This is a genomic window from Pseudomonas fluorescens (genome assembly GCF_001708445.1).
In the GTDB taxonomy this organism is placed as follows: Bacteria; Pseudomonadota; Gammaproteobacteria; order Pseudomonadales; family Pseudomonadaceae; genus Aquipseudomonas; species Aquipseudomonas gorinensis.
The window spans coordinates 5,133,076-5,150,547 of record NZ_CP015637.1; the positions used below are offsets into that span (position 1 = coordinate 5,133,076).

Annotated in this window: 19 protein-coding genes; 10 read left to right on the forward strand and 9 right to left on the reverse strand. The window is 59.7% G+C overall.

Going from position 1 to position 17,472, the window contains the following annotated elements; all coding sequences use genetic code 11:
* Positions 1–124: 124 nt before the first annotated feature.
* Genes zwf through A7317_RS22785 form a run of 3 tightly spaced genes read left to right on the forward strand, consistent with a single transcriptional unit; the run spans position 125 to position 2,974 of the window.
* Positions 125–1,591, forward strand: a complete 1,467-nt coding sequence (gene zwf / locus A7317_RS22775) for a glucose-6-phosphate dehydrogenase (protein ID WP_024077084.1) — start codon at positions 125–127, stop codon at positions 1,589–1,591.
* On the forward strand, positions 1,578–2,291 hold the full coding sequence (pgl, locus tag A7317_RS22780; protein ID WP_069076883.1) for a 6-phosphogluconolactonase: 714 nt from the start codon (positions 1,578–1,580) through the stop codon (positions 2,289–2,291). The genes zwf and pgl overlap by 14 nt, the downstream gene beginning before the upstream one ends.
* Positions 2,292–2,308: 17 nt before the next feature.
* On the forward strand, positions 2,309–2,974 hold the full coding sequence (locus tag A7317_RS22785) for a bifunctional 4-hydroxy-2-oxoglutarate aldolase/2-dehydro-3-deoxy-phosphogluconate aldolase (protein WP_069076884.1): 666 nt from the start codon (positions 2,309–2,311) through the stop codon (positions 2,972–2,974).
* A 106-nt stretch (positions 2,975–3,080) separates the two neighbouring features.
* Here A7317_RS22785 and A7317_RS22790 read toward each other — a convergent pair whose 3' ends face one another.
* Together A7317_RS22790 and A7317_RS22795 are read right to left on the reverse strand one after the other, a co-directional pair.
* Positions 3,081–4,256 carry an aminotransferase class V-fold PLP-dependent enzyme gene (locus tag A7317_RS22790; RefSeq protein WP_069076885.1) on the reverse strand — a complete coding sequence of 392 codons (1,176 nt, stop codon included), beginning with the start codon at positions 4,254–4,256 and terminating at the stop codon, positions 3,081–3,083.
* Positions 4,257–4,267: 11 nt separating this feature from the next.
* Entirely contained in the window at positions 4,268–4,504 is a 237-nt protein-coding gene (locus A7317_RS22795; protein WP_003213031.1) for a DUF3820 family protein, read from the reverse strand.
* 207 nt (positions 4,505–4,711) lie between these two features.
* Between A7317_RS22795 and A7317_RS22800 the strand changes: the two genes are divergently transcribed.
* Complete coding sequence (locus A7317_RS22800; RefSeq protein WP_024077081.1) at positions 4,712–5,179, forward strand: ferritin-like domain-containing protein; 468 nt, start codon at positions 4,712–4,714, stop codon at positions 5,177–5,179.
* A gap of 136 nt (positions 5,180–5,315) precedes the next feature.
* Here A7317_RS22800 and A7317_RS22805 read toward each other — a convergent pair whose 3' ends face one another.
* Positions 5,316–5,786, reverse strand: coding sequence for a MaoC family dehydratase (locus A7317_RS22805; RefSeq protein WP_069076886.1), 471 nt, complete (start codon positions 5,784–5,786; stop codon positions 5,316–5,318).
* Between the two features lie 57 nt (positions 5,787–5,843).
* The gene (locus A7317_RS22810; protein WP_069076887.1) at positions 5,844–6,788 is read right to left on the reverse strand and encodes an alpha/beta hydrolase; all 945 of its coding nucleotides are present in this window, start codon (positions 6,786–6,788) and stop codon (positions 5,844–5,846) included.
* A 222-nt stretch (positions 6,789–7,010) separates the two neighbouring features.
* On the opposite strand from A7317_RS22810, the gene fadD2 reads away from it, so the two are divergent.
* Together fadD2 and fadD1 are read left to right on the forward strand one after the other, a co-directional pair.
* Complete coding sequence (gene fadD2, locus A7317_RS22815; RefSeq protein WP_024077078.1) at positions 7,011–8,699, forward strand: long-chain-fatty-acid--CoA ligase FadD2; 1,689 nt, start codon at positions 7,011–7,013, stop codon at positions 8,697–8,699.
* 382 nt (positions 8,700–9,081) lie between these two features.
* Positions 9,082–10,773 (forward strand): long-chain-fatty-acid--CoA ligase FadD1, encoded by a 1,692-nt coding sequence (fadD1, locus tag A7317_RS22820; protein WP_024077076.1) that lies wholly within the window; start codon positions 9,082–9,084, stop codon positions 10,771–10,773.
* Positions 10,774–10,888: 115 nt separating this feature from the next.
* Here the strand turns inward: fadD1 and A7317_RS22825 are convergent, their stop codons facing one another.
* The gene (locus tag A7317_RS22825) at positions 10,889–11,266 is read right to left on the reverse strand and encodes a hypothetical protein (RefSeq protein ID WP_024077075.1); all 378 of its coding nucleotides are present in this window, start codon (positions 11,264–11,266) and stop codon (positions 10,889–10,891) included.
* Positions 11,267–11,466: 200 nt separating this feature from the next.
* On the opposite strand from A7317_RS22825, the gene A7317_RS22830 reads away from it, so the two are divergent.
* From A7317_RS22830 to def, 3 genes are all read left to right on the forward strand, one after another.
* Positions 11,467–11,652, forward strand: coding sequence for a CsbD family protein (locus A7317_RS22830; RefSeq protein WP_024077074.1), 186 nt, complete (start codon positions 11,467–11,469; stop codon positions 11,650–11,652).
* 181 nt (positions 11,653–11,833) lie between these two features.
* Complete coding sequence (locus tag A7317_RS22835) at positions 11,834–12,784, forward strand: YihY/virulence factor BrkB family protein (RefSeq protein ID WP_024077073.1); 951 nt, start codon at positions 11,834–11,836, stop codon at positions 12,782–12,784.
* A gap of 3 nt (positions 12,785–12,787) precedes the next feature.
* The gene (def, locus tag A7317_RS22840) at positions 12,788–13,327 is read left to right on the forward strand and encodes a peptide deformylase (RefSeq protein WP_024077072.1); all 540 of its coding nucleotides are present in this window, start codon (positions 12,788–12,790) and stop codon (positions 13,325–13,327) included.
* A 74-nt stretch (positions 13,328–13,401) separates the two neighbouring features.
* Here the strand turns inward: def and A7317_RS22845 are convergent, their stop codons facing one another.
* From A7317_RS22845 to gstA, 3 genes are all read right to left on the reverse strand, one after another.
* Entirely contained in the window at positions 13,402–14,220 is an 819-nt protein-coding gene (locus A7317_RS22845) for a class I SAM-dependent methyltransferase (RefSeq protein ID WP_069076888.1), read from the reverse strand.
* A 59-nt stretch (positions 14,221–14,279) separates the two neighbouring features.
* The gene (locus A7317_RS22850) at positions 14,280–14,717 is read right to left on the reverse strand and encodes a GNAT family N-acetyltransferase (RefSeq protein WP_024077070.1); all 438 of its coding nucleotides are present in this window, start codon (positions 14,715–14,717) and stop codon (positions 14,280–14,282) included.
* A gap of 398 nt (positions 14,718–15,115) precedes the next feature.
* A complete protein-coding gene (gene gstA / locus A7317_RS22855; RefSeq protein WP_024077068.1) occupies positions 15,116–15,718 on the reverse strand; it encodes a glutathione transferase GstA in 603 nt (200 codons plus the stop codon).
* A gap of 96 nt (positions 15,719–15,814) precedes the next feature.
* On the opposite strand from gstA, the gene A7317_RS22860 reads away from it, so the two are divergent.
* Entirely contained in the window at positions 15,815–16,687 is an 873-nt protein-coding gene (locus A7317_RS22860; protein ID WP_069076889.1) for a LysR family transcriptional regulator, read from the forward strand.
* A gap of 149 nt (positions 16,688–16,836) precedes the next feature.
* Here A7317_RS22860 and A7317_RS22865 read toward each other — a convergent pair whose 3' ends face one another.
* Positions 16,837–17,349: a hypothetical protein gene (locus A7317_RS22865; protein WP_024077066.1), complete on the reverse strand. Its 513-nt coding sequence runs from the start codon at positions 17,347–17,349 to the stop codon at positions 16,837–16,839.
* Between the last annotated feature and the right edge of the window lie 123 nt (positions 17,350–17,472).

Sequence of the window (17,472 nt, forward strand, 5' to 3'; positions counted from 1 at the left end):
TAGCTGAACACCACCACTCGGAATGCGTATTTCGGGAAAATGTTGTGGTTATTACTACATTTTTCCTTGAGTGATGCCTTGAAAAAAGGTATTTGTAGCTTAACTTGATAAAAGAACAAACATCATGCCTTCGATAACCGTAGAACCCTGCACCTTTGCCCTGTTTGGCGCCTTGGGTGATCTGGCGCTGCGCAAGTTATTTCCTGCCCTCTATCAACTCGATGGCGCCGGGCTGCTGCACGACAACACGCGCATCCTGGCCCTGGCCCGTGAAGCCGGTTCCGAGCAACAGCACCTGGCCCATATCGAAAAAGAACTGCGCAAGTACGTCGGCAAGGAACTGGACGAGAGCGTCGCCCAGCGTTTCCTCGCGCGGTTGACCTATGTTCACGTCGACTTCATGAAAGCCGACGATTACGTGGCCCTGGCTGAAATCGCCGGCACCGAGCAACGCCTGATTGCCTACTTTGCCACGCCGGCTGCGGTGTACGGCGCGATTTGCGAGAACCTGTCCAAGGTCGGTCTGGCGGAAAATACCCGGGTGGTGCTGGAAAAACCCATCGGTTCGGACCTGGAATCCTCGCGTAAGGTCAACGACGCCGTGGCGCAGTTTTTCCCGGAAAACCGCACCTACCGTATCGATCACTACCTGGGCAAGGAAACTGTCCAGAACCTGATCGCCCTGCGTTTCGCCAACAGCCTGTTCGAAACCCAGTGGAACCAGAACTACATTTCCCACGTGGAAATCACCGTGGCCGAGCAGGTCGGGATCGAAGGCCGTTGGGGTTACTTCGACAAGGCCGGCCAACTGCGCGACATGATCCAGAACCACCTGTTGCAGCTGCTGTGCCTGATTGCCATGGACCCGCCCGCCGACCTGTCCGCCGACAGTATCCGCGACGAGAAGGTCAAGGTGCTCAAGGCGCTGGCACCGATCAGCCCGGATGGCCTGACTACCCAGGTGGTCCGCGGCCAGTACATCGCTGGCTACAGCGCTGGCAAGCCGGTGCCGGGTTACCTGGAAGAAGAGAACTCCAACACCCAGAGCGACACCGAGACCTTCGTTGCCCTGCGCGCCGATATCCGTAACTGGCGGTGGGCCGGGGTGCCGTTCTACCTGCGTACCGGCAAGCGCATGCCGCAAAAGCTGTCGCAGATCGTGATCCACTTCAAGGAACCGTCCCACTATATCTTCGCCCCTGAGCAGCGCCTGCAGATCAGCAACAAGCTGATCATTCGCCTGCAACCGGACGAAGGGATCTCCTTGCGGGTGATGACCAAGGAGCAGGGCCTGGACAAGGGCATGCAACTGCGCAGCGGCCCTCTGCAACTGAATTTTTCCGACACTTACCGCAGCGCCCGTATCCCGGATGCCTACGAGCGGTTGTTACTGGAAGTGATGCGCGGCAATCAGAACCTGTTTGTTCGCAAAGATGAAATCGAAGCCGCGTGGAAGTGGTGTGACCAGTTGATCGCCGGGTGGAAGAAGTCCGGCGATGCGCCCAAGCCGTACGCGGCGGGGTCCTGGGGGCCGATGAGCTCGATTGCACTGATCACGCGGGATGGGAGGTCATGGTATGGCGATATCTGAATTGAAACTGCCTCAGGGCGTCACTGCCCATGAGTACCGTACGCCCGCGCTGCTGGCGGACGGCCTGGCCAATGACGTGGCCGAACAACTGCGCGCGGCCATCAGTGCCCGTGGCGAAGCGACCTTGGTGGTGTCCGGTGGCCGTAGCCCCGTGGCGTTTTTCCAGAACCTGGCCAAGCAGGGCCTGGACTGGTCCAAGGTCACCATCACCCTGGCCGACGAGCGTTGGGTGCCGGTGGAACATGCCGACAGCAATGCCGGTTTGTTGAAGCAGCACCTGTTGCAAGGCCCGGCAGCCAAGGCCAAGTTCCTCAGCCTGTACAGCGCTGCCGCCAACCTTGAAGACGCTGCCCGGCAGGCCGATCGCCTGCTGGCCGAACTGCCAGCCATTGATGTGCTGGTATTGGGCATGGGTGATGACGGCCACACCGCATCGCTGTTTCCCAACAGCCCGAACCTGAGCGAAGCCCTGCAGGCCGACGGTATCCGCCGTTGCTGGCCGATGCTGGCGCCGACCGTGCCGCACCAGCGCCTGACCATGAGTCGCGCGCTGCTGGCCACGGCCAACTACACCGTGCTGTCGATCTCCGGCAGTTCGAAATTGACCACCTTGAGCGCCGCGCTGGCCAGTGACGACGTTGCTGCCATGCCGATTCGCGCGTTTTTGCAACCTACTTTAGAGATTTACTGGTGCCCATGAGCCAAGGATCAGCCGCTATGAAAAGCCCTCAACCGACCGTGTCCATGGCGGATAAAGTTGCCCTGATCGACAGCCTCTGCGCCAAGGCGCGGATCCTGCCCGTGATTACCATTGCCCGCGAACAGGACATCCTGCCCCTGGCCGATGCCCTGGCCGCCGGTGGTTTGACCGCATTGGAAGTGACCCTGCGTTCGGAGTTCGGCCTCAAGGCCATCCAGGTCCTGCGCGAGCAGCGCCCTGAGCTGTGCACCGGCGCCGGCACCGTACTCGACCGCCACATGCTTGAAGCGGCCGAAGTGGCAGGCTCGCAGTTTATCGTCACCCCTGGCATTACCCGCGACCTGCTGGAAGCCTCGGTGCACAGCCCGATTCCGCTGCTGCCCGGCATCAGCAATGCCTCGGGCATCATGGAAGGCTATGGCCTGGGCTATCGTCGCTTCAAGCTGTTCCCGGCCGAAGTCAGTGGCGGTGTAGCGGCCATCAAGGCCCTGGGCGGCCCGTTCGGCGAAGTGAAATTCTGCCCGACCGGCGGGGTTGGCCCGGCCAACATCAAGAGCTACATGGCGTTGAAAAACGTGATGTGCGTGGGCGGTAGCTGGATGCTTGACCCGGAGTGGGTAAAGAACGGCGACTGGGCGCGTATCCAGGAAGTCACCGCCGAGGCGCTGGCGCTGCTGGACTGATCTGATTTACCGAATCGTTGTTGCTGTGCTTGACGGCATTTTTGCGGTGCACTTGGTCGGTGTACCGCTTTTTTTTGCCTGCAAAAAACTGAGCCCTCTCCCACGTTTAATCGCTGCTTAGCTCGGTAATGGCGTTGACCAGCACATCGATGTCCGCCGCTGACGTCAGCAACCCTGGCGTCACCCGAATGCAGGTACCGAACGACGCTCCGACACGCGTGGTGGTGAACAGGTTGAAGTCCTTGAGCAACCGGTCCGCCATGACCTGCTGATCCCGGCCAATGAACTTGAATGCCGTAATCCCGCAATACAGCCGTGGATCGTCCGGCGTCAGTACCTCGATGCCCGGCAACGGCCGTACCCGGCTCACCCACAAATCCCTCAGGTAATTGACCCGGGCGCCCTTGGCTTTCGCGCCGCCCATTGCGCGATGCTCTTCAAACACCAGGGGCAAGGTCATCAGTGCCGGAAAGTTTGGCGTGCTGTACGACGTACGTGCACGAACGTCGGTGGCGGGGTAGTGGAACTCGCCCATGTCCGGATCTATGTCAGCCAGGCGTTCGGGGGCGATATAGAGAAACCCCAGGGTCAGCGGCGCGCCGATCCATTTGTGCAGGTTGAAGCCGGCGAACTGAATGCCCAGCTCGGCGAGGTTGAACTCGATCTGGCCCAGTGCATGAGCGCCGTCGAGGATCACGTCGATGTCATGCTCACGTGCAGCCCTGGCGATGGCCTCGACAGGCATCACCAGGCCGGTGCGATGGGTCACGTGGGTCAGCGCCATCAGCTTGAGGCGCGGGTAGCGCTCGAACGCATCACGATAGGTCTGCACCAAACTGTCGAAACTGGCCGGATGAGCGTGGGACATTTCGATCACCTCCACCCCTCTGTAGCCGGCCAGCCAGCGCATGGCGCCTTTCACTGTGTCGTACTCCAGATCGCTGATCAGCACCTGGTCGCCCGGTTGCAGGCGGTTGTAGTTGCGGATCAACGACTGCAACGCTTCGGTGGCATTGCGGGTGAATGTGACGGCTTCGGGGTCGGCATCGATCAGCTCGGCCAGTTGGCGGCGGATCGTCTCGTTCTCGCCCTGCTCGAAACGCTGGCGCACATGCACCGCGTTACTGCGGTTGATAAACGCCACGTGCTCCAGGTACTGCGCTTGCACCGCGTGGCTCATGCGCCCGAAGTAGCCGTTTTCCAGGTTGATCGGGCCTGGCTCCAGGGCATAGCGCTGGGCGATGGCCAGCCAGTGGGTTTCGTTATCTGCATTCCGTGGCATGGCATAGGTTCCTAATGACGAGGGGCGGGTTTGCCGTGTTTGGCGCGCAGCGGTTCCAGCAGTTCGGACAAGCCGTTGTGGTCGATCTCCTGCATCAGGGCCAGCAGGCCGCCGAGTTCGCCGTGGGGGAAACCTTCACGGGCAAACCAGTTCAGGTACGGGCCGGGCAGGTCCGCGATGATGCGTCCCTTGTACTTGCCGAAGGGCATTTCGCGGGTGATCAGCAGTTCGAGTTTTTCGGGATTCATGAAGGCTCAGGCGTTTGCGTCGAGACCTTGGAAAATACAGGCATTCTGCATGAAGGCCAAATGACAGATCATGCAAATAACGTACATACAGATGGTTCAAATATTTTTAAGTTGTTGAAAATAAACATAAAAGTATTTTCTAAAAAACTGGCACGGGCGCTGCAATCACTAAGGCAACCCTTCTTCACCTGCCTAAGGAATTGAAAAATGACCGACATCAACAAAGAATCCATCTCCGTACTCAACGACCTGATCGAGACCAGCATCGACGGCCAGAAAGGCTTCAAGGAATGCGCTGAAGATATCAAGCACCCAGAACTCAAGGCTCTGTTTGCCAAGCGCTCCGCTGACTGCGCCACTGCCGCCGCCGAACTGAAGACGGCCGTGCGTGCCCTGGGCGGTGACCCAGAAGATTCCGGCAGCGTTGCCGGTGCCCTGCACCGTGGCTGGGTCGACGTGAAGTCGATGGTGACCGGTAAAGATGAAGAGGCTGTGCTGAACGAAGCCGAGCGCGGTGAAGACCACGCACTGAAGGCTTACAAAGAAGCTATCGAGAAGATCAACAAGCACAACTTGCTGGGCATTCGTGACTTGGTTGAACGTCAGTTCCACGGCGTGCAACGTAACCACGACCAGGTGAAAGCTCTGCGTAACCAGGCTCGCGCTCAGTCGTAAGCCCTGCGCTGTAACAATTGTGGGAGGGGGCTTGCTCCCGATAGCGGAAGATCAGTCGATATTTCAATGACTGATCCTCCACTATCGGGAGCAAGCCCTCTCCCACATTTGCATTGTGCTGACTCTGAAATGGCTATCAGCCGATGCTGATCGGCGGCAGTGCGGTCAAGGTGACTACCTGCTGCTTGCGCGGTGCGAGGATTTCGGCTTCGCCATCCACCACCAGCTCATCACGCTGGTTGAACACACGGGTGGCAATGCGTACGCGGAACTTAGGCAGCTTCTCGAGGATTTCCAGACGCACGGTCAGGGTATCGCCGATTTTCACCGGCTTCTGGAAGGTCATCTGCTGGCCGATATAGATCGTGCCCGGCCCAGGCAGCTCGCAGGCCACCGCCGCACTGATCAGCGCTCCGCTGAACATGCCGTGAGCGATACGCTCCTTGAACATGGTCGCCTTGGCGTATTCGGCATCCAGGTGCACCGGGTTGTGGTCGCCCGACATCGCGGCGAACAGTTGGATGTCGCGCTCTTCGACGGTCTTGCTGTAGCTGGCGGTCTGGCCAACTTCGAGGGCTTCGTACGGGGTGTTGGTTACCTGGGTCATCTAAAGGTGCATCCTGTGGCTAATCGATAATTTAAGCGGATGATTTTAAAGGAAAAATTATTCGCAGCGGGCTGGCCTGCGCAAACTCAAGGCCTGGTCGAGCCACGTCAGCACATCCGCTGTGACTTCGTCGCGATTGGTTTCGTTGAACACTTCGTGACGCGCCTGTGGGTAGATAGTCAGTTGCAGGTTCCGGCAGCCGGCCTCGCGCAATGCGTTGGCCAGGCTTTTGAGACGCTTGCCTTCACTCACCGGATCACATTCGCCGCCCATCACCAGGATCGGCAGGCCGGGATCGATCTGCGCGAGATTGGACGCTTTGCTGATTTGCTGCAAGCCACCCAGCAGGTCGATCCACAGTTGGTTGGTGCAGCGGAAACCACAGAGCGGGTCATGGATGTACTTGTCGACCTCAACCGGGTCGCGACTGAGCCAGTCGAAACCGGTGCGATTGGGTTTGAACGCCTTGTTGAACGATCCGAATGACAGGAATTCAATCAATGCACTGCGCCCGCGCGGGCCCTGGCGCAGGCGTTCGGCGCGGGCGATGATTCGCGCTGCGCGATACAGCGCCACCGGCTGGAAATTCGAACCGCTGAGGATCGCACCGTCCAGGCTGGCGCTGTGGTGCAGCAGGTAGGCCTGGGCGATGTAGCTGCCCATGCTGTGCCCCAGCAAAATGATCGGAAGGCCCGGCTGGTGCTGGCCGATATGCTGATTGAGACTGGCCAGGTCACCCACCACCTTGTTCCAGCCGTCCTGCTCGGCGAACAACCCTAGCGTACCTTCGTCAGCGGTGCGGCCATGGCCGCGCTGGTCCAGCGCATACAGGCCGTAGCCGGCGCCGCACAAGGCCTGGGCCAGGGGCGCGTAGCGACCACTGTGCTCGGCCATGCCATGGGACAGCATCACCAGGGCCTTGGGCGTGCCGTCGGGCAGCCACTGGTTGACGTACAGGCGGCTGCGGTCATTCGCGGTCAGCCAGAAGGTGGTGTGGTTCATGGCGGTTCCTTTGCTCAGGGTCGTTGCAGTGTATAGCTCATCCCGAGGGTTGCGGCTGATCTGTGCAAGCCCTTGTAGGAAGATTCACGCAATTAATGAAGCTCAGTTCTGTATTTGCCTGTTTGGCCATTACTGCTAACGTCCCCAAAGCTCCGCTTTCTATAGCAGCACGCTTTTTATAGCTGCAGCGGCCGGACACACTCAGGTAAGAGGACAAGAATAATGCAACCTGATTTCTGGAATGACAAACGCGCGGCGGGTGTCCCCAATGACATCGACCTCACCAGCTACAAGTCGGTGATCGAAGTCTTCGAGCGTTCCTGCAAGGCTTTTGCCGACCGTCCGGCGTTCAGCAACATGGGGATCACGCTGACCTACGCCGAACTTGAACGCCAGAGCGCGGCGTTCGCCGGCTACCTGCAACAGCACACAGACCTCAAGCCCGGCGATCGCATCGCGGTGCAGATGCCCAACGTGCTGCACTACCCGGTTGCGGTGTTCGGTGCGCTGCGCGCCGGGCTGATTGTGGTCAACACCAACCCGTTGTACACCCCGCGCGAGATGCGCCACCAGTTCAAGGACGCCGGCATTCGTGCCCTGGTCTACCTCAATCTGTTCGGGGCGCGGGTGCAGGAGGTCTGCACTGATACCGAGATCGACTACCTGATCGAAGCCAGGATGGGCGACTTCATGCCCGCCGCCAAGGGCTGGTTGGTCAACACCGTAGTCGACAAAGTGAAGAAGATGGTGCCGGCCTATCACCTGCCGCGTGCGGTGTCGTTCAAGCGCGCGTTGCGCATGGGCGCGGGGCAGGGTCTGATCCGCCATCCGGTGAGCCTCGACGATATCGCCGTGCTGCAATACACCGGCGGCACCACCGGCCTGGCCAAGGGCGCGATGCTCACCCATGGCAACCTGGTGGCCAATATGCAGCAGGTGCGCGCGTGCATGTCGCAGATTGGCGAAGATGGCCATCCGCTGATCAAGGAAGGGCAGGAGGTGATGATCGCGCCGCTGCCGCTGTACCACATCTATGCGTTCACCGCGAATTGCATGTGCATGATGGTCTCCGGCAACCACAACGTGCTGATCACCAACCCGCGCGACATCGGCGGCTTTATCAAGGAACTGAAGAACTGGCGCTTTACCGGGTTGCTGGGGCTCAACACGCTGTTCGTGGCACTGATGGACCATCCGGACTTCAAGAGCCTGGATTTCTCCCACCTCAAGCTCACCAACTCCGGCGGTACCGCGCTGATCAAGGCCACGGCCGAACGCTGGCAGCAGATCACGGGCTGTACAATCGGCGAGGGCTATGGCCTGACTGAAACCTCCCCCGTTGCCAGTACCAACCCCTATGGCAAGCAGTCTCGTCTGGGCACCGTAGGTATCCCGGTGCCGGCCACGGCGATGAAGGTGATTGATGAAGAGGGCGTCGAGTTGCCCCTGGGCGAGCGCGGCGAGCTATGTATCAAAGGTCCGCAAGTGATGAAGGGCTACTGGCAGCAACCGGTCGCCACCGCCGAGACCCTGGACGCCGAGGGTTGGCTCAAGACCGGCGACATTGCGGTGATCGACGCCGATGGTTTCATCCGCATTGTGGATCGCAAGAAGGACCTGATCATTGTCTCGGGTTTCAACGTGTATCCGAACGAAATCGAAGACGTGGTGATGGCCCACCCGGCGGTGGCCAACTGCGCGGTGATCGGCGTGCCGGACGATCGCACGGGGGAGGCGGTGAAACTGTTCGTGGTGGCGCGGGCCGAGGGCGTGAGCCTTGAAGAGTTGAAGAGCTACTGCAAGACCAACTTCACGGGGTACAAGGTGCCCAAGCATATTGTGCTGCGCGAGTCGTTGCCGATGACACCGGTGGGCAAGATTTTGCGGCGTGAGTTGCGCGATATCGCCTGATTGGAATTGGGCTCGACAATGTGGGAGGGGGCTTGCCCCGATGGCGATGTATCAGTCACCAAATGTGTTGGCTGAACCATTGCTATCGGGGGCAAGCCCCCTCCCACATTGCTGTTTATCGCCTTGAAGGGCCTATTCCAGAGCCTTTTGCTGGGTGATTTCACCCTTGTTTAGAGTGTGACCAAATATTGTAGGACAGTCATGATTATGACTGTAGGGCCCTCTTTTGGATCTAGTCGGCCCTTGGCAAAGCTGCTACTCTCGGCGCGCTTTGTGACCTCTCGGCCTGCTTGAACGCGCCAGACTCACCTAAAAAAACATACACCAATAATAATCGCATCAAATGCGATGATGAATTCGCGTCGCTGAGGAGTGGGCTTCCATGAACGTAGACTTTTGGAAGGATAAGTACCCCGCCGGGATTGCTGCAGACATCAATCCAGACGAGTATCCAAATATTCAGGCGGTACTGAAACAGTCCTGCCAGCGCTTCGCCAACAAACCGGCTTTCAGCAACCTGGGCAAGACAATCACCTACGGTGAATTGTACGAATTGTCCGGCGCGTTCGCCGCGTACCTGCAACAGCATACCGACTTGAAGCCCGGCGATCGTATCGCCGTGCAACTGCCCAACGTCCTGCAATACCCGGTCGCCGTATTCGGCGCTATCCGTGCCGGCCTGATCGTGGTCAACACCAACCCGCTGTACACCGCGCGGGAAATGGAACACCAATTCAACGATTCCGGCGCCAAGGCCCTGGTGTGCCTGGCCAATATGGCTCACCTGGCGGAAAAGGTCGTGCCCAAGACCGCCGTCAAGCATGTGATCGTCACCGAGGTTGCCGACCTGTTGTCGCCGTTCAAGCGCCTGCTGATCAACAGCGTCATCAAGTACGTGAAGAAAATGGTCCCGGCCTATCACTTGCCCAAGGCGATCAAGTTCAACGAGGTGCTCGCCAAGGGCCACGGCCAACCGGTCAACGATGCCAGCCCGGCCAGCAGCGATGTGGCCGTGCTGCAATACACTGGCGGTACCACCGGCGTGGCCAAGGGCGCGATGCTTACCCACCGCAACCTGGTGGCCAACATGCTGCAGTGCAAGGCGCTGATGGGGTCGAACCTCAATGAAGGGTGCGAGATTCTCATCACCCCGCTGCCGCTGTACCACATCTACGCGTTCACCTTTCATTGCATGGCGATGATGCTGATCGGCAACCACAACATCCTGATCAGCAACCCGCGCGACCTGCCGGCGATGGTCAAGGAACTGTCGAAGTGGAAGTTCAGCGGCTTTGTCGGCTTGAACACGTTGTTCGTGGCGCTGTGCAACAACGAAGGTTTCCGCAAGCTGGACTTCTCTGCACTGAAAGTCACCCTGTCGGGTGGCATGGCCCTGCAACTGGCGGCGGCCGAGCGTTGGAAGGCCGTGACCGGCTGCAACATCTGCGAAGGCTACGGCATGACCGAGACCAGCCCGGTGGCGACGGTCAACCCGATCCAGAACATCCAGATTGGCACTATCGGCATTCCGGTGCCGTCGACCCTGTGCAAAGTCATCACCGATGACGGCGTCGAGTTGGCCCTCGGTGAAGTCGGCGAACTGTGCGTCAAGGGCCCGCAGGTGATGAAGGGCTACTGGCAGCGCGAAGACGCCACCGCGGAGATTCTCGACAGCGAAGGCTGGCTGAAGACCGGTGACATCGCGATCATCCAGCCGGACGGCTACATGCGCATTGTCGACCGCAAGAAGGACATGATTCTGGTCTCCGGTTTCAACGTCTACCCCAATGAACTCGAAGACGTGCTGGCGACCCTGCCGGGCGTGCTGCAATGCGCGGCCATCGGCGTGCCGGACGAAAAATCCGGGGAGCACATCAAGATCTTCATCGTGGTCAAGCCGGGGGCGACCCTGACCAAGGACCAGGTGATGGAGCACATGCGCGCCAATGTCACCGGCTACAAGGTGCCCAAGGCCGTGGAGTTCCGCGATGCGTTGCCGACCACCAACGTGGGCAAGATCCTGCGTCGTGAGTTGCGCGATGAAGAGCTGAAGAAACTCGGTCTTAAAAAGTAACGTAACCCAAATGTGGGAGAGGGCTTGCCCCCGATGGCGGTGTGAAGTCAACAGATTCAGTGACTGACACTGCTATCGCGGGCAAGCCCCCTCCCACATTTTTTTTGCCGCGTTCCTACAGGGCGAACTGCGCGAAGTTGACACCGGCACCCGCCGGACGCACATCCTTCAGGAACGAATCCTTGTCCGCGCTCAGCTCCAGGGTAATCTCCGGCTTGCGCTTGCCCGCATTGCGCACCACCAGCCCTTCGAGCTTTTCACGCAGGAATACCGTCGGCACCTTCAGGTGCAGCAACTGGTCGGTCTCGGCGTTGTGCATCAACAGGTGAATCCACTCGTACTGGCCCACGGCAATCCGCGCCACCGGCAAGTCGAACCACCAGATATTGCGTTTGCGGTCCAGGTCGGTGAAATGGCAGTTGTTGACGCCGAGAACGGCACCGCCCAGTTCCTGGTTTCTGCGGGCGATGGCCTGTGCTTTATTGAGTTTCATAACCTTCCTACGGGATCTGTTATTCAGCGTTATAGCCTGAATGTGCCGCGCATTCTCGTGGGTTGGCCGCAAAACATAAAGCCAAACCTGCGCATGGCGATGAAATGCCCACCGAAAAATAATTGAAACTCTGCCGAACAGCCCCGGGTCAATCTTTAGGTAATGACCAAAACCCTTGATTGTTCTTTCGGAGGCATACCATGAGCAGCACATCGGATAAGGTAAAAGGCGTCGCGAACGAAGCTGTCGGCAACATCAAGCAAGGCGTCGGCAAAGTGACCGGCAACGATAAGTTGCGTGCTGAAGGTGTCATTCAGGAAAAGAAAGGCGAAGTGCAGAAAGCCGTCGGCGACACCAAGGACGCCGTCAAAAAAGCGACCAAGTAAACCTGAATCGCTGGCTGTGTTCATTGAGCCCAACGGCCATCCACGGATGGCCGTTTTTATGTGCGGCGGTGCAACTAAATTCTTGAAATTGTTTCAAAGTCGCCAGATAGGCTACTTTGATGTAGAAAACGCCCCCTGAGTCGCCCCTGAACTCAACCTTTTTGCGGCGAAAGGAGACGCTATGATTTTTCCGGTACTCGATGGCCTCAAGCTGCACACAGTGCTGGTGCGCACGGTCAAGGAATTCGTCAACGACGAGATGTCGACTTACGCCTCGGCATTGGCCTACCAGATGCTGTTTTCCTTGTTTCCGTTCCTGCTGTTCCTCATTGCCTTGATCGGTTTCCTGCACCTGCCGGACTTTTTCACCTGGCTGCGCCTGCAGTCGGAACTGGTGTTGCCGCCCCAGGCCCTGGAGCAGGTCAACCCGGTGATCGACCAGTTGCAGCAATCCAAGGGCGGCCTGCTGTCGGTGGGTATCGTGATTGCGCTATGGACCGCCTCGGCCGGCGTGCGCTTGATGATGAGCGCGATGAACGCCGCCTACGACGTGGTCGAAGGGCGGCCGATCTGGAAGCGGTTTCCGTTGTCGATTTTCTACACCGTGGGCATCGCCGGCATGCTGCTGGCCGCCGCCGCGCTGATGGTGCTCGGGCCGCAGGTGATGGAGTGGCTGGCGGGGCAAATCGGTATGCAGGAATTCGTGGTCACCTTGTGGACCATCCTGCGCTGGCCGCTGATCGTGGTCCTGCTGATGTTCGCTGTGGCCCTGATGTACTACGTGATGCCCGATGTCGAGCAGAAATTCCGCTTTATTACCCCAGGTTCCGTGCTGGCGGTGGTGGTGTGGATCGTCGCGTCCCTGGGCTTTGGCTACTACGTCAAGACCTTCGCCGACTACAACGCCATGTATGGCAGTATCGGTGCAATCATTGTCTTGCTCCTGTACTTCTATATTTCTGCTGCCGTGTTGTTGCTCGGTGCGGAGATGAATGCCGTGATCGAACACATGTCCGCCGAAGGCAAGGACCCCGGCGAAAAGGCATTCGATGCACACACCCACGTGAGTGAGAAACAGCACGTCTCTGGCCTCGGCCGAGACCATTCCAAGCCCACCCCTGACGAAGTCTGATCGATGATCCGTGAAATCCTGAAAATGGGCGACGAACGCCTGCTGCGTATCGCGCCACCGGTCCCGCCGGAAATGTTCGACAGCCCCGAGCTGTGGCAGTTGATTGATGACATGTTCCAGACCATGGAGCACGTCGGCGGCGTCGGCCTGGCCGCACCGCAGATTGGCGTCGACCTGCAACTGGTGATCTTTGGTTTCGAGAGCAGTGAACGCTACCCGGACGCTCCGGCCGTACCACAGACGATCCTGATCAACCCGCTGATCACACCGCTGAGCCCGATACTGGAAGAGGGCTACGAAGGTTGCCTTTCCGTACCCGGCCTGCGTGGCGCGGTAGACCGTTACCAGCAGATTCGCTACGAAGGTTTCGACCCCAAGGGCGAGCCGATCGTACGTATCGCCGAAGGCTTCCACGCGCGCGTGGTGCAGCATGAATGCGACCACCTGATCGGCCGGCTGTACCCGTCGCGGATCACCGACTTCAGCAAGTTCGGGTTTATCGAAGTGATGTTCCCGGACATGGACCCGACGGCCGACGAATAACCTCGCCGATGCCCACAAATCCCTGTGGAAGGGGCTGGTTTGCCCCCGCCACATGGGGGCGGCGGTGAGTCAGATCATTTGGCTGGTTTGACGAACCGCAACGTCATCCGGTCCGATTCGCCAATCGCCACATACCTGGCCTTATCCTGCTCGCCCAGCTTCAACGTCGGCGGCAAGGTCCAGACGCCGCCGGCATAGTCCTTGGTGTCCTTCGGGTTGGCGTTGACCTCACTCTGCCCGGCCAGTTTGAACCCGGCATCGGTCGCCAGCTTCACCACCTGCGCCGTGGTCAGGTAACCACTGTCCTTGATGGCGTCAAGGTTTGCGCCGTCCTTGGCGCGATGGTCTTCCACCCCCAGCACGCCACCCGGTTTCAACACGTTGTAGAACCCGCTGAAAGTGGCCTCGGCGGTATCGGCCAACACCCAGTTATGCACATTGCGGAACGTCAGCACGGCATCCGCCGACGCGGGTTTGCCGAACACCGGGGCCTTGGGATCGAACTCGACCACTTCAGCCTTGGCATAGCGCGCCGGGTCGGCGGCGAATTTCTTTTTCAGGTTTTCTTCCGACGTGCGCGCGTAGGCACTCACACTGGGGGCCTGCACGGCGGCGATGTAGTGCCCGTGGTCCTTGAGCAGCGGTGCGAGAATCTCGCTGTACCAGCCGCCACCTGGGGTGATTTCGATCACCCTCTGCTGGGCGCCCAGGCCAAAGAACTCAAGTGTCTGCTGCGGATGGCGATAGACGTCACGCGCGCTGTTGGCCGGGTCGCGCCAACTGCCGGCCAGCACACTGGCGTATTGCTTGGCGGTAATCGGCGCGTCGGCGGCCTGGCTGAAGGTTGGCGCGAGGAGGGCGGTGAGGGACAGAGCTGCAAGCGTCGTTTTCATGATCATCCTGTAGAGGGCTTCTGTGCCGTCGAGGCTAGCATGGGCCCAGTGTCGGCCGATCACACATTATCCGAGGTCGACCTCACCAAAGGTTCTAAGCCCATCGCAATCATCGGCTTGTTACGCTTGTAGCGCACCAGTCGTTCGCTGAGGGATTGCGGCAACAGCGTGTCCTGGGTAAAGCCCATGCGCTGATAAACGCCTTCCAGCTCCGGATGACAGAGCAGCCACACTGTGCCTTCCACATCTGCCACCGCCGCACCGATCAAGCGGGCTGCCAGACCCTGGCCGCGATACGCCGGGTCGACAAACACGCCCGTCAACCATTGCCCGCCAACCACGGGCGTGAGGCACAGGCCGGCGACAATCTCGCGGCGGCGCGCCACCCACAGACGTCCGCCCTTGAGCGCCTTCATCGACGACTGGTGGCTGCGATAAAACTTGTTCAGCAGCGGCCACAGGGGCTCTGCCAGCAGATCGATGGTCAACTCGGGCATGGTCTTCAGGCAGCGTAATCACGGGCCGGGGATTATAAGCGCCTTCTGTAGGGCAATAGGTGGTATACCCAGTGTTACATCCCCTGTAAGTGGAGCACGCATCATGGCCAAAGGTATGGATTCAAAGAAAGCCGCGAAGAAGAAACCGGCAAAAACCGCCGACGAAAAACGCGCCGACAAGAAAGCCAAGAAAACCGACACAGGTCTGTTCGGTCACTGAGTGACAAGCTTATAACCCAATGATCTGCCAGATTTTCCCGCCTCATTGCACAGAGCAGGAAACACCTGCTCTGAGCTGCCGCACGCCCCCTCTACCGGAACAGCGCACGGCCTCTGTGCCGCATGCAGCCCCCCCGCCATTGCAGGCGAGCCGGTGCCACACTGGCGTCTATTTCAGATCATGAATTTTCGGCGGCCAGCGCGGCGATGACCGTTGGCCGTTCGCCCACCCGCTGTTGAAACGCCGCCAGCGCCGGCCACTTGCCCAGATCAATGGCGTGAAACCCCGCCCAGCGCAGCACCACGAACAGGTAGGCATCCGCTACCGAATAGTGCGCGCCTAACAGGTAATCCTGGTGCTCCAGGGTCTGCACCAGCACCGCGAAGCGCTTGAACAGCGTGGCCTGGAACGAGGCTTTGACCTCGCCCTGAATCGCATTGTTGAAAAACACTGCCAACCCACCATGAATTTCAGTCGCAATAAAATTCAGCCACTCCTGCAAGCGCACGCGCTCCCAGCTGCCATTGGCCGGGGCCAGGCCCGCGTCGGGTTTGAGGTCGGCCAGGTATTGCAGGATCGCGCTGGCTTCGGTCAACACCTGGCCGTTGTCCAGTTGCAGCGCTGCCACATAGCCCTTGGGGTTGATCTGCAGGAAGTCCTGGCCATCGGCAGTGGTTTTGGCCTGGTTATCCACGCGCACCAGGTCGAACGGAAGCGCCAATTCGCGCAGCACGATATGGGGGGCGAGGGAACAGGCATTGGGGAAGAAATACAGTTTCATCTGTGACAGCTCCGTTGAATTTGCGCCAGTCTCACCGCCGTGGCACCTTGCGTAAAATTAAACCTTCGGATCCCTGCCATAAGGACAGCGACTGTCATGATGAACCTGATGCACTGGCGCCTGCTGGTGGCGGTGGCCGATCACGGCAGCATCACCGCCGCCGCCGGACATGTCGGCATGACCCAGTCCGCCGCCAGCCAGGCCATGGCTGGCATGGAGGCGACGCTGGGTGCGCAGTTGTTTACCCGCGAGCCGCGCAAGACCTTGCCCACCGCCCTGGGGCTGAGTGTGATCGAGCAGGCGCGGGTGATGCTCGGGGCCTTGCAGGCGATTCGCAGTACTGTGGATGAAGCCAGGCCCATGCTGCGGGGGACGATTCGCATCGCTAGTTTCCCCATGGTGCTCGCGACCTTTCTGACGCCGTTTTTGCAACGTTTCCGCCAGTTATATCCCGGTATCGACGTCACCACCCTGGATGTTACCGATAACGAGGTGCTGACCCTGCTCGAGGCCGACCTGATCGACCTGGGCGTGGTGCTCAACCCCAAGCCCGAGCGCCAGGCCACCGTATTGGGCCGTGACTGCTGGATGGCAGTGCTGCCGACGAACCATCCACTGGCACAACGCCCGGCCGATGCAGGCGTAAGTCTTGAGGAACTGTTCGAACAAGCCTTCGTGCTTGCCACTGGTGGATGCAGCGCCAATGCCCGCAGCCTGGGCGCCGCGGTAGGGCTGACCCTGCGCGATATCCGCGTGGAAGTCCGCGAATGGAGCAGCGCCTTCAGCCTGGTACGCGAAGGCGTTGGCGTGACGCTAGTGCCGGAGATGGCCCTGCCGGTCGAGCGCCAGGGTTTACGCGTGATGCCGCTGACAGCGCCGCGGTACCGCGAGTTTGCCCTGGTCGGTTCACCCAACCGCCCACCTTCGGCCGCCGCCGCCGCGTTGTTGAAGATGCTGGCTGAACGTTGATGCGCTTGAATCCACCAGGGGGCGATGGATCAGTCGCCCAAGGTTGAGACTGACACTCAGCGATCGGGAACCGGCCCGCTTGCCATCAGGGGGCCGGTTTGCTGTATGACAGCGCCAAGTCGCAGACAGGGTTTGCCTTGCGCGGTTGCTTAGATCGCCGCGAGGGTGTCTTTCACCGACTGTGCCTGGGGCGCCGCGGTCTTCGCCGCTACCTGCTGCTCTTGTTGTACTTTCACGCGCTCAGCCACCTGCTTGGCGATCGCATCCTGTTTTTCCTGGGGCATGGCCTGCACTTGTTCCTCGGTCAACCCTTGCTCCTTGAGTAACTGCTCGCGGATACGTTCGGCCGGGGTTTTGCTCATGTAATCGGTGAAGTCTGCGCGTGCGCTGCTGGTGGTGGAACCGGCGGCGGGTACATCCGTGGTCGCCGGAGTGGCTGCCGTGCTCGCTTGCAACTGCACACGGGTCTTGGCGAAGGCTTCGTCGATGCGATCGTTGGCCTTGTCCAGTGCCTTCTGTACAACTGGCACGGTCACGCTTTGCTGCGCCGCTTGCAGGGCACCGCTGTATAGCGTGCTGGCAGCGGCGTTGGCGGGGTCCATATCGGGTCGCTTGAGCTGTTGGACGGTTGATACGGCTTGAGTGTTGTTGTTAACCAGCATGATGGTTCACCTGGGGAAATGTACGGTGCCTCATGAGGAGCAATTAGCGTGCCGGGCAGCATCACCCCGGTTTTACTGGGGCGCGCACGGCCGTCGCGGCAATAGTTGTCCCGTCGACGGCCA

Coding starts and splice junctions, on each gene's coding strand:
- zwf (WP_024077084.1), top strand. CDS start 125: ATGCCTTCGATAACCGTAGAACCCTGCACCTTTGCCCTGTTTGGCGCC.
- pgl (WP_069076883.1), top strand. CDS start 1,578: ATGGCGATATCTGAATTGAAACTGCCTCAGGGCGTCACTGCCCATGAG.
- A7317_RS22785 (WP_069076884.1), top strand. CDS start 2,309: ATGAAAAGCCCTCAACCGACCGTGTCCATGGCGGATAAAGTTGCCCTG.
- A7317_RS22790 (WP_069076885.1), bottom strand. CDS start 4,256: ATGCCACGGAATGCAGATAACGAAACCCACTGGCTGGCCATCGCCCAG.
- A7317_RS22795 (WP_003213031.1), bottom strand. CDS start 4,504: ATGAATCCCGAAAAACTCGAACTGCTGATCACCCGCGAAATGCCCTTC.
- A7317_RS22800 (WP_024077081.1), top strand. CDS start 4,712: ATGACCGACATCAACAAAGAATCCATCTCCGTACTCAACGACCTGATC.
- A7317_RS22805 (WP_069076886.1), bottom strand. CDS start 5,786: ATGACCCAGGTAACCAACACCCCGTACGAAGCCCTCGAAGTTGGCCAG.
- A7317_RS22810 (WP_069076887.1), bottom strand. CDS start 6,788: ATGAACCACACCACCTTCTGGCTGACCGCGAATGACCGCAGCCGCCTG.
- fadD2 (WP_024077078.1), top strand. CDS start 7,011: ATGCAACCTGATTTCTGGAATGACAAACGCGCGGCGGGTGTCCCCAAT.
- fadD1 (WP_024077076.1), top strand. CDS start 9,082: ATGAACGTAGACTTTTGGAAGGATAAGTACCCCGCCGGGATTGCTGCA.
- A7317_RS22825 (WP_024077075.1), bottom strand. CDS start 11,266: ATGAAACTCAATAAAGCACAGGCCATCGCCCGCAGAAACCAGGAACTG.
- A7317_RS22830 (WP_024077074.1), top strand. CDS start 11,467: ATGAGCAGCACATCGGATAAGGTAAAAGGCGTCGCGAACGAAGCTGTC.
- A7317_RS22835 (WP_024077073.1), top strand. CDS start 11,834: ATGATTTTTCCGGTACTCGATGGCCTCAAGCTGCACACAGTGCTGGTG.
- def (WP_024077072.1), top strand. CDS start 12,788: ATGATCCGTGAAATCCTGAAAATGGGCGACGAACGCCTGCTGCGTATC.
- A7317_RS22845 (WP_069076888.1), bottom strand. CDS start 14,220: ATGAAAACGACGCTTGCAGCTCTGTCCCTCACCGCCCTCCTCGCGCCA.
- A7317_RS22850 (WP_024077070.1), bottom strand. CDS start 14,717: ATGCCCGAGTTGACCATCGATCTGCTGGCAGAGCCCCTGTGGCCGCTG.
- gstA (WP_024077068.1), bottom strand. CDS start 15,718: ATGAAACTGTATTTCTTCCCCAATGCCTGTTCCCTCGCCCCCCATATC.
- A7317_RS22860 (WP_069076889.1), top strand. CDS start 15,815: ATGATGAACCTGATGCACTGGCGCCTGCTGGTGGCGGTGGCCGATCAC.
- A7317_RS22865 (WP_024077066.1), bottom strand. CDS start 17,349: ATGCTGGTTAACAACAACACTCAAGCCGTATCAACCGTCCAACAGCTC.